General features: G+C 72.5%; 11 protein-coding genes and 1 pseudogene. 6 read left to right on the forward strand and 6 right to left on the reverse strand.

The genetic code is table 11. From position 1 onward, the window contains the following. The 4 genes from AC51EU_RS18940 to AC51EU_RS18955 all read right to left on the reverse strand — a co-directional run. The coding region (locus tag AC51EU_RS18940; RefSeq protein ID WP_496268176.1) for an SCO4983 family protein at positions 1–235 on the reverse strand (235 nt) is incomplete at its 3' end. Positions 236–330: 95 nt separating this feature from the next. Further along, the gene (locus tag AC51EU_RS18945; RefSeq protein ID WP_496268177.1) at positions 331–1,542 is read right to left on the reverse strand and encodes a pyridoxal phosphate-dependent aminotransferase; all 1,212 of its coding nucleotides are present in this window, start codon (positions 1,540–1,542) and stop codon (positions 331–333) included. Between the two features lie 122 nt (positions 1,543–1,664). Beyond that, positions 1,665–3,296 carry an N-acyl-D-amino-acid deacylase family protein gene (locus tag AC51EU_RS18950; RefSeq protein WP_496268178.1) on the reverse strand — a complete coding sequence of 544 codons (1,632 nt, stop codon included), beginning with the start codon at positions 3,294–3,296 and terminating at the stop codon, positions 1,665–1,667. 47 nt (positions 3,297–3,343) lie between these two features. Beyond that, positions 3,344–4,633: an amino acid deaminase gene (locus tag AC51EU_RS18955; RefSeq protein ID WP_496268179.1), complete on the reverse strand. Its 1,290-nt coding sequence runs from the start codon at positions 4,631–4,633 to the stop codon at positions 3,344–3,346. A 280-nt stretch (positions 4,634–4,913) separates the two neighbouring features. On the opposite strand from AC51EU_RS18955, the gene AC51EU_RS18960 reads away from it, so the two are divergent. The 4 genes from AC51EU_RS18960 to AC51EU_RS18975 all read left to right on the forward strand — a co-directional run bounded on the left by AC51EU_RS18960 (position 4,914) and on the right by AC51EU_RS18975 (position 9,008). Continuing rightward, positions 4,914–5,936, forward strand: a complete 1,023-nt coding sequence (locus AC51EU_RS18960; protein ID WP_496268185.1) for a sugar kinase — start codon at positions 4,914–4,916, stop codon at positions 5,934–5,936. Continuing rightward, positions 5,933–6,739 carry an IclR family transcriptional regulator gene (locus tag AC51EU_RS18965; protein ID WP_496268180.1) on the forward strand — a complete coding sequence of 269 codons (807 nt, stop codon included), beginning with the start codon at positions 5,933–5,935 and terminating at the stop codon, positions 6,737–6,739. The genes AC51EU_RS18960 and AC51EU_RS18965 overlap by 4 nt, the downstream gene beginning before the upstream one ends. Further along, positions 6,736–7,146 carry a RidA family protein gene (locus AC51EU_RS18970; RefSeq protein ID WP_496268181.1) on the forward strand — a complete coding sequence of 137 codons (411 nt, stop codon included), beginning with the start codon at positions 6,736–6,738 and terminating at the stop codon, positions 7,144–7,146. Before AC51EU_RS18965 ends, AC51EU_RS18970 begins: the two co-directional genes overlap by 4 nt. A 350-nt stretch (positions 7,147–7,496) precedes the next feature. Then, positions 7,497–9,008, forward strand: coding sequence for a GntP family permease (locus AC51EU_RS18975; protein WP_496268182.1), 1,512 nt, complete (start codon positions 7,497–7,499; stop codon positions 9,006–9,008). A gap of 40 nt (positions 9,009–9,048) precedes the next feature. Here AC51EU_RS18975 and AC51EU_RS18980 read toward each other — a convergent pair whose 3' ends face one another. Next, on the reverse strand, positions 9,049–10,356 hold the full coding sequence (locus tag AC51EU_RS18980) for a M14 family metallopeptidase (RefSeq protein ID WP_496268183.1): 1,308 nt from the start codon (positions 10,354–10,356) through the stop codon (positions 9,049–9,051). A gap of 268 nt (positions 10,357–10,624) precedes the next feature. On the opposite strand from AC51EU_RS18980, the gene AC51EU_RS18985 reads away from it, so the two are divergent. After that, positions 10,625–11,521, forward strand: coding sequence for a S1 family peptidase (locus AC51EU_RS18985; protein ID WP_496268184.1), 897 nt, complete (start codon positions 10,625–10,627; stop codon positions 11,519–11,521). Between the two features lie 70 nt (positions 11,522–11,591). Here the strand turns inward: AC51EU_RS18985 and AC51EU_RS18990 are convergent, their stop codons facing one another. After that, positions 11,592–12,596 (reverse strand): chitinase, encoded by a 1,005-nt coding sequence (locus AC51EU_RS18990; protein ID WP_496268186.1) that lies wholly within the window; start codon positions 12,594–12,596, stop codon positions 11,592–11,594. Positions 12,597–12,914: 318 nt separating this feature from the next. On the opposite strand from AC51EU_RS18990, the pseudogene AC51EU_RS18995 reads away from it, so the two are divergent. After that, a pseudogene (locus AC51EU_RS18995) lies at positions 12,915–13,725 on the forward strand (hypothetical protein); the annotation flags it as partial.

A 13,725-nucleotide genomic window follows, 5' to 3' on the forward strand; every position in this document is an offset into this window, starting at 1 on the left:
CGCTGAGGCGGGTGACCTGGGCGGCGATGCGGTCGGCGGCGCGGGAGAGTTCCGTGGCGTCCAGGGCGTGGCCGGTGGTGCGCGGGGCGAGGGCGCGCAGTTCGTCGGTGACGGTCAGCAGTGCGGTCAGCTGTCCGGCGAGCCGGGTGTCGAGCTCCTCCTCTCGGGAACGGCGCGGGATTCCCGGGGTGGCGGCCATGGTGTGGACCGACGGGGAACGGATCGGTTCGTACATGGGACAGCCTCCTGACGACGTTCAGGAGACCATCCTAACTTGGACTTCGTCTAAAGTTGTGCCCCGTCCGACGGGGTGGCGGAAATCGCGGCGCGTCAGTACTGCCCGTAGCCGTCCAGGAAGGTGCCGATCCGGGTCACCGCGTCCGTCAGGTCCTCCTTGGACGGGAGGGTGACCAGGCGGAAGTGGTCCGGCTCGGGCCAGTTGAAGCCCGTTCCGTGCACGATCATGATCTTCTCGGCGCGCAGCAGGTCCAGCACCATCTGCCGGTCGTCCTTGATCTTGTAGACCGCCGGGTCGAGCCGGGGGAAGGCGTAGAGAGCGCCCTTCGGCTTGACGCAGCTCACGCCCGGTATCCGCGTCAGCAGCTCGTACGCGGTGTCGCGCTGCTCGCACAGCCGGCCGCCGGGCAGCACCAGGTCGTTGATCGACTGCCGGCCGCCGAGGGCGGTGGCCACCGCGTGCTGGGCCGGCATGTTGGCGCACAGCCGCATGTTGGCGAGGATCGTCAGGCCCTCGATGTACGAGGAGGCGTGCGCCTTCGGGCCGCAGACCGCCATCCAGCCGCTGCGGTAGCCCGCCACCCGGTACGCCTTGGACATCCCGTTGAAGGTGAGCGTGAGGAGATCGGGGGCGAGGGAGGCGAACGGGGTGTGGGTGACGCCGTCGTAGAGGATCTTGTCGTAGATCTCGTCGGCGCAGACGATCAGCCGGTGGCGGCGGGCGATCTCCGCGATGCCGTTGAGCAGCGTCTCGTCGTACACCGCGCCCGTGGGGTTGTTGGGGTTGATGACGACGATGGCCTTGGTGCGGTCGGTGACCTTGCGCTCGATGTCGGCGAGGTCCGGCATCCAGTCCGCCTGCTCGTCGCACCGGTAGTGCACGGCCGTACCGCCCGCGAGCGAGACCGAGGCCGTCCACAGCGGGTAGTCCGGGGCCGGGACCAGGACCTCGTCCCCGTCGTCCAGCAGTGCCTGCATCGACATCTGGATCAGCTCGGAGACGCCGTTGCCCAGATAGACGTCGTCGACGGAGAGGTCGACGCCCTTGGTCTCGTAGTGCTGCACCACCGCGCGCCGGGCGGACAGCAGGCCCTTCGCGTCACCGTAGCCGTGCGCCGTGCCCACCGAACGGAGGATGTCCTCCAGGATCTCCGGCGGGCACTCGAAACCGAACGCCGCCGGGTTGCCGGTGTTCAGCTTGAGGATGCGATGACCCGCCGCCTCCAGCCGCATCGCCTCCTCCAGCACCGGGCCACGGATCTCGTAGCAGACGTTGGCGAGCTTGGACGACTGGATCACCTGCATGCCCGCCACTCTACGACCGGACGGGGGCGGCGAAAGGGTGATATCGCCCGCGTTCATCAGCCGGTCGTGTGGGGTTCCTCACGGGGTGTGAGGAGCGGAGAGGGGTGCGGATTCCGTCGCGCTCACCCCCGGGCGGGCGTCCTGCGGACCGCGCGCCCGGCCAGGACACCGGTCCGCCGCCCGTCCTCGACGACGAACCGGCCGTCGATCAGGACGTGCGGGATGCCCGTCGGCAGGGTGCGCGGGGCGTCGAAGGTGGCGCCGGCCGCGACCGTGTCCGGGTCGAAGAGGACCAGGTCGGCGCGGTACCCCTCACGGACCAGACCGCGGTCGGGCAGCCGCAGCCGGGCGGCCGGGCGGGAGGTGAGATGGGCGACGCACTCCTCCAGGGAGAGCACGCCCAGGTCGCGGACGTAGCGGCCGAGGTACTGCGGGAAGGTGCCGTGGGCGCGCGGGTGCGGCTTGTCGCCCTGGAGGATGCCGTCGCTGCCGCCGGTGTGCACCCGGTGGCGCATGATCCGGCGGACGTTGTCCTCGTGGCCGACGTGCTGGAGGATCGTCGGGCCGAGGCGGTCGTCCCGCAGCAGCCGGCGGGCGGTGGTCCAGGGGTCCTCGCCGCGCGCGGCGGCGCTCGCGGCGACGGTCCGGCCGACATGGTCGCCCAGCGACGGGTCGGTGACGCCGGAGATCTCGATGGTGTCCCACTCGATGGGCACACCGTGGCAGCCGTCGGAGCCCTCGACCTCCATGGCGTGGCGGATACGGTCCGCCGTCGCGTCGTCCCGCAGCCGGGCCAGCGTCGCCTCCGGGCCGCCCTCGCTCGCCCAGCTCGGCAGCATCGCGACGAGCGTGGTGCAGCCGGGGGTGTAGGGGTAGGTGTCGAGGGAGATGTCGGCGCCCGCGTCGAGGGCGGTGTCCAGCAGCCGCAGCAGTTCGGGCGCCCGGTCCTTGTTGACGCCGAAGTTCATGGTGGCGTGGGCCAGATGGAGGGCGCAGCCCGCCTCACGGGTGAGGGTGATCATCTCCTCGTACGCCTCCAGGGCACCGGCCCCGTAGGAGCGGTGATGGGGGCAGTAGTAGCCGTCGTAGCGGGCCACCACCCGGCACAGCTCGGTGAGTTCGGCGTCGGACGCGTACATGCCGGGGGTGTAGGTCAGCCCGGAGGAGAGGCCGACCGCGCCCTGCTCCAGTCCCTCGGCGACCAGTTGGCGCATCCGCGCCAGCTCGCCGTCGGTGGCGGCGCGGTCGTCCCAGCCCATCGCGAGCATCCGGACGGTGCCCTGGGGGATGAGGTACGCGGCGTTGACGGCGATGCCCTCGCCGCCGAAGCCGTGGTCGAGGCGGTCGAGGTACTCGCCGACGGTGCGCCAGTCGAAGGTGACGGAGGTGTCGCCGGGGCCGCCGCCGTTCCAGCCGGCGATCTGGGAGCGCACCTCGGTGAGCGTGCGGTCGTCGACCGGCGCGTAGGACAGGCCGTCCTGGCCGAGGACCTCCAGGGTGACGCCCTGGGCGGCCTTCGCCTCGTGCGCCGGGTCGCGCAGCAGGGCGAGGTCGCTGTGGGCGTGCATGTCGATGAAGCCGGGCGCGAGGGCGAGACCGGCGGCGTCGACGGTGCGGCGCGCGGTGGGGCGGGGCCCGCCGTCCGCCTCCCGGTGGACGGCGGCGATCCGTCCGCCGTCCAGGGCGACGTCGGCGCGGTGGGACGGACCACCGGAACCGTCGATGACGCGGACGTCGCGGAACACGGTGTCCATCGTGGGCTGCCTTTCGTGGAGGGGCGGTGCGCGCCGTCGGCGGCGGGTCAGAAGAAGGTGCGGACGAGGTCGGTGACCGTGCCGTCCGCCTCGACCAGCGGGATCAGCTGCCACTTGTCGAAGGACGTGCAGGGGTGGGAGAGGCCGAGGCCGACCCAGTCGCCGACCTCCAGGGCGTCCCCGTGCTCCGTGGCGAGCCAGGTGTGCTGGTCGGACAGGCCGGTGACGGTGATGCCGGTGGCGGGGCGCACCACGCCGTCCCGGGCGGAGCGGACGACCTGGGCCGACGGCAGGTCGAGGTCGTGGGCCGCGTCCCGCTTGCCCGCGTTGAGGAACGCCTGGCCGGGGGAGGGGCGGGAGACGACCTGGGCCCACAGGCGGAAGGCGGGCTCCAGAGCGCCCTCCTCCGGGACGCGGTTGAAGGGGGTGAGGTGGCGGTAGTGGCCGTCGTCGTGCGAGATGTACGCGCCGGAGCGGAGCAGCTTGAGGACGGGGGCCGACAGCGCGGGGATCTCGGCGAAGACCTCGGCGACCGCGTCGAACCAGGCACTGCCCCCGGCGCTGACGACGATCTCGTCGAGGCCGGCGAAGCGGCCGTCCCCGTCCAGCTCCACGGCCAGCGCGACCAGCCGGCGCAGCCATGCCGTCACCCGCTCCGGTGTCGCGTCGGGCACCTCGCCCTCGTAGCCGGCGACGCCGACCAGGCGGAGGGTGTCCGTGGCGGCGACGGCGTCGGCGAGCGCGCGGCACTCGTCCTCGGTACGGGCGCCGGTGCGGGCGCCCTCGCCCGCGCCCAGCTCGATGACGACGTCCACCGGGCGGGACGCGCCGGCCTCCCGCAGCGCGGTGTCCATCAGCGCGACGCCGCGCACCGAGTCGACGTAGCAGACGAGGCGGAAGCCGGGGTCGGCGTCGAGTTCGGCGGCGAGCCAGCGCAGCGCGGCGGCGTCGACGACCTCGTTGGCGAGGAAGACGCGGGGGACGCCGTGGGCGCGGCAGACGCGGACCTGGTGGGGGACGGCGACGGTGATGCCCCAGGCGCCGTGCTCCAGTTGGCGGGCGAAGAGCTGGGGGGCCATGGAGGTCTTGCCGTGCGGGGCGAAGGCCAGGCCGTGGTGGGCGGCGTAGCGCTCCATCTGGGCGAGGTTGTGGGCGACGGCCTCGGCGGAGAGGGCCAGGACGGGGGTGGTGAAGCCGTCGCGGAAGAGGTTGCGGCGTTCGGCGGCCAGTTCGCCGACGGTGCGGCCGTCGGTGTCCGGGGGAAGACCCTTGAAGCGGTGGTCGATCCGTTCGGCGGTGAGTTCCCCCGCTCCCTGTGCGAGCCGTCCGCCGGTCATGGGGCCTCCTCGGAGCCTGTGTTGCATCTTTTGCAACGGCCATTGCGCATGTCGCTTACTGCTGTCTAACATCCGGGCCATCACCGGGTCAATGGCAGGCAACGTACGGCCGACGGCCCGTCAGGCGCCCCACGACGCGGGCGGACCGCACCGCCCCGCCACCCGGCCGTACGCGGCGAAGGCAACAGGAAGCGAAGGAGCACCCCCGATCGTGACCAGGCCCCCGAACACCGGCGACAGCGCGGACCACCACGTCGACGTCGTCTGTCTCGGCGAGTCCATGGTCACCTTCCGGCCCACCCGCCCCGGCCCGCTCGCCGACGTCCCCTCCTTCGACCGCGGCATCGGCGGCGCCGAGTCCAACGTCGCCTGCCTCCTCGCCCGCGCCGGACACACCACCCGCTGGGTCTCCCGCGTCGGCACCGACGGCTTCGGCGACCACCTCCTGGCCGCCGTCGCCGCCCACGGCGTCGACGTCCGCCACGTCCGGCGCGACCCCGACCGCCCCACCGGCGTCTACTTCCGCACCGCCGGGGAACGCGCCACCGGCGCCGACGGCGAGGAACCCGGCCGCGCCGAGGTCGTCTACTACCGCGCCGGGTCCGCCGCCTCCGCCATGACGCCCGACGGCCTCGCCCCCGGCGCCCTCGAAGGCGCCCGCGTCCTGCACCTCACCGGCATCACCCCCGCCCTCTCCGACGGCTGCCGCGACCTCGTCCGCACCCTCACCCGCCGCACCCCCGGCCGCCCCCTCGTCTCCTTCGACGTCAACTACCGCGTCGGCCTCTGGCGCCGCGCCGGCCACGGACCCGGGACCCTGCTCGACCTCGCCCGCGGCAGCGACCTGGTCTTCGTCGGCGAGGACGAGGCCGCGGCCGCCTGGGACCTGCACTGCCCCGGCGCCGTACGCGCCGCCCTGCCCGAACCCGCCGTCCTCGTCGTCAAACAGGGCGCCGACGGCGCCACCGTCCACCACCGCGGCCCCGACGGCACCGACACCACCACCTTCGTCCCCGCCCTCACCGTCGATGTCGTCGCCGCCGTCGGCGCGGGCGACGCGTTCGCCGCCGGATTCCTCTCCGCCACCCTCCGCGCCCTGCCCGTCGCCACCCGCATCCGCCACGGGCACCTCATGGCCGCCGCCTCCCTCACCGTCCCCGGCGACCTCGGCACCCCGCCGCCGCGCCCGCTCGCCGACCACCTCGCCGCCCTCGACGACGCGGCCTGGGGCACACTGCGACTCGGCCCCGGATGGACGACCGACGGGGTGCACGCCGCACGGGTGGAGGAACCAGCACCATGAGCCAGACAGTCGACCGCGCACTGAGCATCCTTCCGCTGCTCGCGGAGGGGCCGGCCAACCTCGAACAGGTCGCCGGCCGGCTCGGGGTGCACAAGTCCACCGCGCTGCGGCTGCTGCGCACCCTGCACGAGCACGGCATCGTCCACCGCCAGCCCGACCAGCGCTACCGCCTCGGCGCCCGCCTCTTCGCCCTCGCCCAGCAGGCCGCGGAGAACCTCGACGTCCGCGAGATCGCCCACCCGCACCTCGCCGCCCTCAACGAGAAGTGCGGGCACACCGTCCACCTCGCGGTCCTGGAGGAGAACGAGGTCCTCTACATCGACAAGGTCGAGAGCCGCTACCCGGTCCGGATGTACTCCCGGATCGGCAAGCCCGTCGCGATAACCGTCGCCGCGGTCGCCAAGCTGCTGCTCGCCGATCTGCCCGAGCCCGAGCGGCGCGCCCTCGCCGAACGGCTCGACTACCCCCGGTACACGCCCCGTTCGACACCCGACGCCACGGCCTTCCTGGCCGAACTCGCCGCGGTGCGCGCACAGGGGTGGGCCACCGACCTCGGTGGCCACGAGGAGTCCATCAACTGCGTCGCCGCCCCCGTCCGCGGCGCGGACGGACGGGTGATCGCCGCGATGTCGGTGTCCGCGCCGAACGTCGTCGTCACCGCGGACGAACTCCTCGCCCTTCTCCCGCTGGTACGCCGCACCGCCGACGCCGTCAGCCGGGAGTACTCCGGGGCACCCGCCCCCGGCGACGCCGCCCCGGCCACCGGCCGGACCACCCACCCACCCAAGGAAGCACGAGCATGAGCGAGAAGACCGCGATCACCCCCGCCACCCACACCACCCCGCCCGCGCGGTTCTCCCACGGCGTCAGGAAGGGCAACATCCTCCAGGTCGCCGGCCAGGTCGGCTTCCTGCCCGCCGTCGAGGGCCAGGCCCCCACCCCGGCCGGCCCCACCCTGCGCGAGCAGACCCTCCAGACCCTCGCCAACGTCCAGGCCGTCCTGGAGGCGGGCGGCGCGAGCTGGGACGACGTGATGATGATGCGCGTCTACCTCACCGACACCGGCCACTTCGCCGAGATGAACGAGATCTACGACACCTACTTCGGGGAGCAGGGCCTCACCCAGCCGCCGGCCGCCCGCACCACCGTGTACGTCGGCCTCCCCAAGGGCCTCCTCATCGAGATCGACGCGCTCGCCGTCCTCGGCTGAGCCACCCCGGCGGCCGGGCCGCCGCACCGCGCGGCGGCCCGCCCCACCTGCCCCGAGAGCACTTCCCTTGCCGTTAACGCCTCTTCCGCCGCACGGCACGGCACCCGGTACCGACCGGGCGCCGTGCCGCGGTTCCCCCTTGCCCGACGCGCCGTCCAGGGACGCCAGGGCCTGTCGTCACCCTCCCGCCCGCCGCACGGCGCCCGGCACGCACGCCCTCCGCCCCGCCGGGCCGACCCCGTACGACCCCTTGCCCTGAGACCGCACGCACCGGACGGGCGGACGGCGGGAGGGTGACGACAGCCCCTGGCGCTCCCCGGGCCGCTCTGGCCTGACAACGGAGTCACCAGATGCACCTTGCCGCCGCGGCCACCACCGCCCCGCCCCCGCACACCGGCGGGCTGCTGGCCCTGATACCCGGCACCGCGGGACTGCTGACCGTCGCCGTCCTCGGCGTCGCCCTGCTCCTCGTCCTGATCATCAAGGTCCGCCTCCAGCCCTTCGTGGCGCTGCTCGGCGTCTCCATCGCCGTCGGCCTGGCCGCCGGACTCTCCGTCACCGAACTCTTCGGCACCGTCCAGAAGTCCGCCGCCGTCTCGATGATCGAGTCCGGGATGGGCGGCATCCTCGGCCATGTCGCCATCATCATCGGCCTGGGCACCATGCTCGGCGCGATCCTGGAGGTCTCCGGCGGCGCCGAGGTGCTCAGCGCCCGGCTGCTCCGCCTCTTCGGCGAGAAGCGCGCGCCCCTCGCCATGGGCCTGACCGGCCTGATCTTCGGCATCCCGGTCTTCTTCGACGTCGGCATCTTCGTCCTCGCGCCGATCGTCTACGCGGCCGCCAAGCGCCCCCAAGCACCCGACAAGCTTGGTGCAGGGGGTACCCCCCACGGCAAGTCGGTGCTGCTGTACTGCATGCCGCTGCTGGCCGGCCTGTCCATGACGCACGCGTTCCTGCCGCCGCACCCCGGCCCGGTCGCCGCCGCCGGACTGTTCAAGGTGGACCTCGGCTGGATCATCCTGATGGGCGCCGTCTGCGGCATCCCCGCCGTCCTCGCGGGCTGGGCGTACGCGGCCTGGATCGGCCGGCGGATCTTCGTCGAGGTGCCGCAGGACATGGTCGAGGCCGCCGAGGAGGCCCGTGCCGCGGTCCGCGCCGAGCAGGCCGCCTCCGGCGCGGCGCCCCAGGAGAAGCCGGTGCCGCTGGGCACCGTCCTCGCCATCATCGGCACCCCGCTGGTCCTCATCCTCGCGGCGACGTTCTCCTCGATCGCCCTGCGCCCCTCCACCGCGCGCTCGGTCGTCGAGTTCTTCGGCAACCCGTTCGTCGCCCTGACCCTCGCGCTGCTGATGGCGTACTACCTGCTGGGCGTCCGCCGCGGCTGGTCGCGCGCCTCCCTGGAGACCGTCTCGACGTCCTCGCTCAAGCCCGTCGGCAACATCCTGCTGGTCGTCGGCGCCGGCGGGATCTTCGGGGCCGTCCTCAAGGGCAGCGGCGTCGCCGACGCCCTGTCCGACACCTTCCACGACGTCGGGCTGCCGGTCATCGTCCTCGCCTGGCTGCTGTCGGTGGTGCTGCGCGTCGCCCAGGGCTCCGCGACGGTCGCCATCGTCACCACGGCCGGTATCGTCCTGCCGCTCGTCGAGGGCCAGGGCATGTCGCAGGCCCATCTCGCCCTGATCATCATGGCGATCTCGGCGGGCTCCATCTTCGCCTCGCACGTCAACGACGGCGGATTCTGGATGGTGTCGAAGTACTTCGGCATCTCCGAGCGCGACACCCTCAAGTCGTGGACCGTCCTCGAATCCGTCCTGTCGGTCGTGGGCTTCGCGGTGGCGGCGCTGGTCAGCCTGGTGGTGTAGCGGGCCGGGCGGCGGGGAGCCCCCGCCGCCCGGCACACCGTCAGGTCTTCGCGCAGTACCGCGCCTCCTTGCCGATGGAGCGGTACATGCAGTCGGCGTTCTCCAGGAGGAGCAGGACCGCCTCGCGGTTGCGGGCGGTCTCCCGGGAGATCACGGAGTCGCGCGGGTAGAAGCCGCCCGCGCCGGCGGAGGAGGGGTACATCTCGAAGGTGTACGAGAAGATCTTCTGGTCGCCCCACAGCCAGTCGTTGATCGTTCCGTCGGTCGGGTAGAGGTCGCTGGTCTGCTCGGGGGTGTAGCCGTTGGTCCTGGCCATGGCGGTGCCGACGGCGGCGAGCGCGTCGTGGTCGTCCTGGGTCATGCCGGGGCCGGTGTCGTCGCGGGTGTAGCCGTAGGGCCACAGCACCAGTTCGCTGTAGGTGTGGAAGTCGATGGCCGCGGTGATCCGCTGCTTCCCGCCGCTCCTGCGGCCGCGGACGAAGTCGGCGACGGTGCGCACCTCGGGGGAGGAGGCGGCGGACGGGCCGTGGTAGGTCTCGTCGGAGGGGTCGCCGGAGGAGCCGTCGCAGCAGGCCCACCGGTAGGACCAGTTGCGGTTGAGGTCCGTGCCCACCTGGGAGGAGCCGGGGGACGGCTGGCGGTTCTTGCGCCAGTTGCGGAAGCGGCCGCCCGTGATGTCGTACGTACCGCCGTCCGGGTTGAGGTCGGGCAGGACCCAGATCACGCGGGAGTCCACCATCTTGGTGACACGCGGGTCGCTGCCGTACTCCGACGTGAACTCGTGCAGCAGGTACAGGGCCATCTCGACGGTGAGGTGCTCGCGGGCGTGCTGGTGCGCGGTGAACAGCACCTCCGGCTTCGTCCCGGCCCTGCCGTCGTCCTTGCCGATCCTGAGGGCGAGGATGTCGCGGCCCTCCTGCGAACGGCCGATGACCTGCTTGGCCAGGAGCGCGGGGTACCGGGCGACGAGGGCGTCGATCTCCGCGGTCGCCTCCTCGTAGGTGTGGTAGCCGGTGTAGCCGGCGGGGAACTCCCCGGCGCGGGCGGCCGCGCGGGGGGCGGGCGGATCGGGCAGGCGCGTGACCGTGTGGCCGAGGCGGCGGACGCGGGCGGCCTGCGCGGTGTCCGCGGTGATGACGACGGAGCGGGGGCGCACCTCGTCGACGGCGGCGCCGGTGGCGAGGAGGGCGCCGCGTTCCGCCGCGGTGGCGGGACCTGACACCGCGTACTGGTGCGGCGGCCCGGGGCGCGGGGCGTCGTACGCCTGTGCGGTGAGCGGCGCGCCGAGGGCGAGGGCGAGCAGGGCGGCGAGAGCGGTGGCACGTGCGCCGCGGACCGGGCTGCGCATGCGGTCTCCAGGGGGAGTGGGGGGAGAGACGGCGTCAGTGTCGGGTCACGGCGGGAGGCGGTCAACGCCGCCCGGGCCGGAACCGGACAGGGGCGGGTGCCCGGGACGGAAGGGGACGTTCCCCCGCACCGGGTGCTGTCAAGACCACCAACCTGCCACCGATCCGGCCGAATTCATTGCTTCGCGGCCGCGTGGCGCCAACAATGCGCACGACAAAACCGAAGGCCCGTCACGGTCCTTCGGTGACTCAGCGGAGAGGACCCCCACAATGAACAGACCTCTCGTCGGCGCCCTGGCCACGGCCTTCCTCGGTGCCGCGGCCCTGGTCGGAGCCGCGGGACCGGCCGGCGCCGCCACCGTCCCGCACACCACCACCGCCCACCCGCAGTCGATAGCACCGGCCGGGCAGCAGGCCAAGGCGGTCACGTTCGCCGGAACCGTCGCACTCAGCAACTGCTCCGGCTCCCTCGTCCGGATGCCGGACTCGCAGGACGGCGACAAGGCCCTGGTCATGTCCAACGGCCACTGCCTGGAGTCCGGCATGCCCGGCGCCGGCGAGGTCGTCACCGACCAGCCCTCCAGCCGCAGCTTCACCGTGCTCGACAGCAAGGCGGGCAACCTCGGCACCCTCCGTGCCACCCGCATCGTCTACGCCACGATGACCGACACCGACGTCTCCCTCTACGAGACCGGCTCGACCTACGCCCAGATCAAGCAGAAGTTCGGCATCAGCCCGCTGGAGATCGCCACCGACCACCCGGCCAAGGGCGCCGGGATCAGCGTGGTCTCCGGCTACTGGAAGAAGACCTACAACTGCTCCATCGACGGCTTCGTCCCCACCCTCAAGGAGGGTGAGTGGACCTGGAAGGACTCCGTGCGCTACACCCCGGAGTGCAAGACCATCGGCGGCACCTCCGGCTCGCCGGTGATCGACACCGCCACCGGCAAGGTCGCGGCGATCAACAACACGGGCAACGAGTCCGGCGGCCGCTGCACCGTCAACAACCCGTGCGAGGTGGACGAGAACGGCAAGGTCACCGTCCGCCAGGGGATCAACTACGCCGAACAGACGTACGGCATCCCCCAGTGCTTCACCACCGGCACCAAGCTCGACCTCGACCGCTCGGGCTGCACCCTGCCCAAGCCCTCCGCCGTCCGCCGCTGACCGGCACCGCACGACGACGACCGGGGCCCGCGCCGCACGGCACGGGCCCCGGTCCGGAGCGGAAGACGTCCTACAGTCCGTGGACGTGCGCGCCGACCTGCTGGGCGAAGGCCCCGCCGTTCGACGCGTCCCAGTTGACCGACCATGTCATCGCGCCGCGCAGACCCGGGTAGGTCTTCGACGGCTTGAACGAACCGCAGCCCGTGCCCTTGGTCAGGCAGTCCAGCGCCGCGTTGACGACGGACGGCTCGACATAGCCGCCGCCGGCCGCCTGCGGCGAGGCCGGCACACCGAGCCCGACCTGCGACGGGTCGAGACCGTTCTCCAACTGGACGCAGGCCAGCGCGGTGAGGAAGTCCACCGTGCCCTGGGAGTAGACCTTGCCGTCGCAGCCGTTCATCGAACCGCTGTTGTAGTACTGCATGTTGACGACGGTGAGGAAGTCCTTGATGCCCAGCGCGGTCTTGAAGTACTCGTTCTGCGGCGACTGCATGTCGACGGTCTGCGGCGCCATCGTCACCACGACATCGCTGTGCGCCGCGTGCACGGCCTTCAGTGCCTGGGTCATGTACGTGGAGTTGAGGCCGTTCTCCAGGTCGATGTCGACCCCGTTGAACCCGTAGTCGTCCATCAGCTTGCCGAGGGACGCGGCGAACTTGTCGGCGGAGGCGGAGTCGTTGACGGACACCGCGCCCTTCTCGCCGCCCACCGAGATCACCACGGACTTCCCGGCCGCCTGCTTGGCCTTGATGTCCGCCTTGAAGTCGTCGGGGGAGCCGTAGCCGAGGGACGGGTCGAGGGTGAAGGAGACCTCGCCCGGTGTGCCGGTCGCGTCGGCGAACGCCACGGCGATGATGTCGTACGCGTTGTCCACGTCCTTGAGCTTCAAGGCCGTGGCGCCGTTGTTGAAGTTCTGCCAGTAGCCCGTGACGGCGTGCGCGGGGACGGCCGAGGCGCCCGCCGCCGGGGCGCTTGCGGCGGCCTGCGCGCTGCCGGAGAGCCCGGCCGAGGCCAGCAGGGCGGCCGTCAGCCCGCCGAGAATCCGGTTCTTCCACGTTCCTGGTCGTGCGCCGATCACGCTGCCTCCGTGGGGAGTGGGGGGAAGGTGCGACAAGCGTCCGGGGCCCTGGCGCTGCCCTCCAAGGTGGTCCAGACCAATCTGTGTGTCAAGACGCTTGTCATTCAGTGTCGTTGACGTGCGTAGAAAGGATGAAGGGCGGGCAGGTGCGCGGTCGGGCGCCCTCGCGGGTGAAGGGCGCGGCTCGTGGCCCGGAACGTGTTCTCCTGTGCCGGTCCCGTGGTTAAAGTGCACGGCGTAGTGCGCCGATGGCGCTCAGCTGTGCCGATCCGCGGTCCCGGGGCCACCGGAGGCCGAAAGGAGTGGGGGAGCGACGTGCCGACCGCGATTGCAGTCACCAGCCCCGACCTCGCGCTGCCCGCCACCGACCGGCACACCCCCGCCGCCATCGTCGTCGAGGCCCCCGGACGCCAACCGCTCGACGAGGCCGTCAACCACGCGGGCGCCGTCCTCGAACACCACGGACACCTCGTCGTCCTGCACTCCGCCGCCTGCCCGCCCGCCCACATCCGCAGACTGCACACCCTGCGCGCCGTCCTGGAGAGCGACCGCATCGCCATCGTGCCGCTCGCCCTCCCGCCGCTCGGTGTCGCCGTCCTCGCCCACCAGCTGCGCCGGCTCTCGCTCGGCGCCCTCAGCCCCGGCCTGCTCGCCTGCGCCGCCCGGCTGCTGGCGCACTACGTCCACGCCGGGGCGCTGCTCGCCACCGTCGGCGGCCTCGACCGGGTCGCCGTCGATCTGCGCTCCCACATGAAGTCCTGGATTCCCGGCGCCCAGTTCGCGGTCCTCGCCCACCCCGAACCGCAGCTCGTCCACCTCGAACGGCACGGCACCGGCCCCGTGCCGCGCCCGCCCGGCTACCCCACCGGACTCACCCTCGCCCGCGGTCGGCTCGGCGGGGACTGGGTCTCCTCCGTCCTCGCGCCGTCCTGGCAGGTCCAGGAGACGCACGAGGTGCCGCTGCCCGCCGAGTCCGCGTGCTGGTGGGGCACCGGCAAGCTCGTCGAGTTCGCCGCGGCCATCCCCGACCCGGCACTGCTGCACCGGCTGGTGTCCTCCGTACGGCGCGAGGAGTGCCGCTGGTGCGGCTGCGAACTCATCGGCGACCACTGCGCGTTCTGCGCCT

It is taken from the genome of Candidatus Streptomyces philanthi, from assembly GCF_059553635.1.

Coding starts and splice junctions, on each gene's coding strand:
- AC51EU_RS18945 (WP_496268177.1), bottom strand. CDS start 1,542: ATGCAGGTGATCCAGTCGTCCAAGCTCGCCAACGTCTGCTACGAGATC.
- AC51EU_RS18965 (WP_496268180.1), top strand. CDS start 5,933: ATGAGCCAGACAGTCGACCGCGCACTGAGCATCCTTCCGCTGCTCGCG.
- AC51EU_RS18985 (WP_496268184.1), top strand. CDS start 10,625: ATGAACAGACCTCTCGTCGGCGCCCTGGCCACGGCCTTCCTCGGTGCC.
- AC51EU_RS18970 (WP_496268181.1), top strand. CDS start 6,736: ATGAGCGAGAAGACCGCGATCACCCCCGCCACCCACACCACCCCGCCC.
- AC51EU_RS18975 (WP_496268182.1), top strand. CDS start 7,497: ATGCACCTTGCCGCCGCGGCCACCACCGCCCCGCCCCCGCACACCGGC.
- AC51EU_RS18960 (WP_496268185.1), top strand. CDS start 4,914: ATGGTCACCTTCCGGCCCACCCGCCCCGGCCCGCTCGCCGACGTCCCC.
- AC51EU_RS18955 (WP_496268179.1), bottom strand. CDS start 4,633: ATGACCGGCGGACGGCTCGCACAGGGAGCGGGGGAACTCACCGCCGAA.
- AC51EU_RS18980 (WP_496268183.1), bottom strand. CDS start 10,356: ATGCGCAGCCCGGTCCGCGGCGCACGTGCCACCGCTCTCGCCGCCCTG.
- AC51EU_RS18950 (WP_496268178.1), bottom strand. CDS start 3,296: ATGGACACCGTGTTCCGCGACGTCCGCGTCATCGACGGTTCCGGTGGT.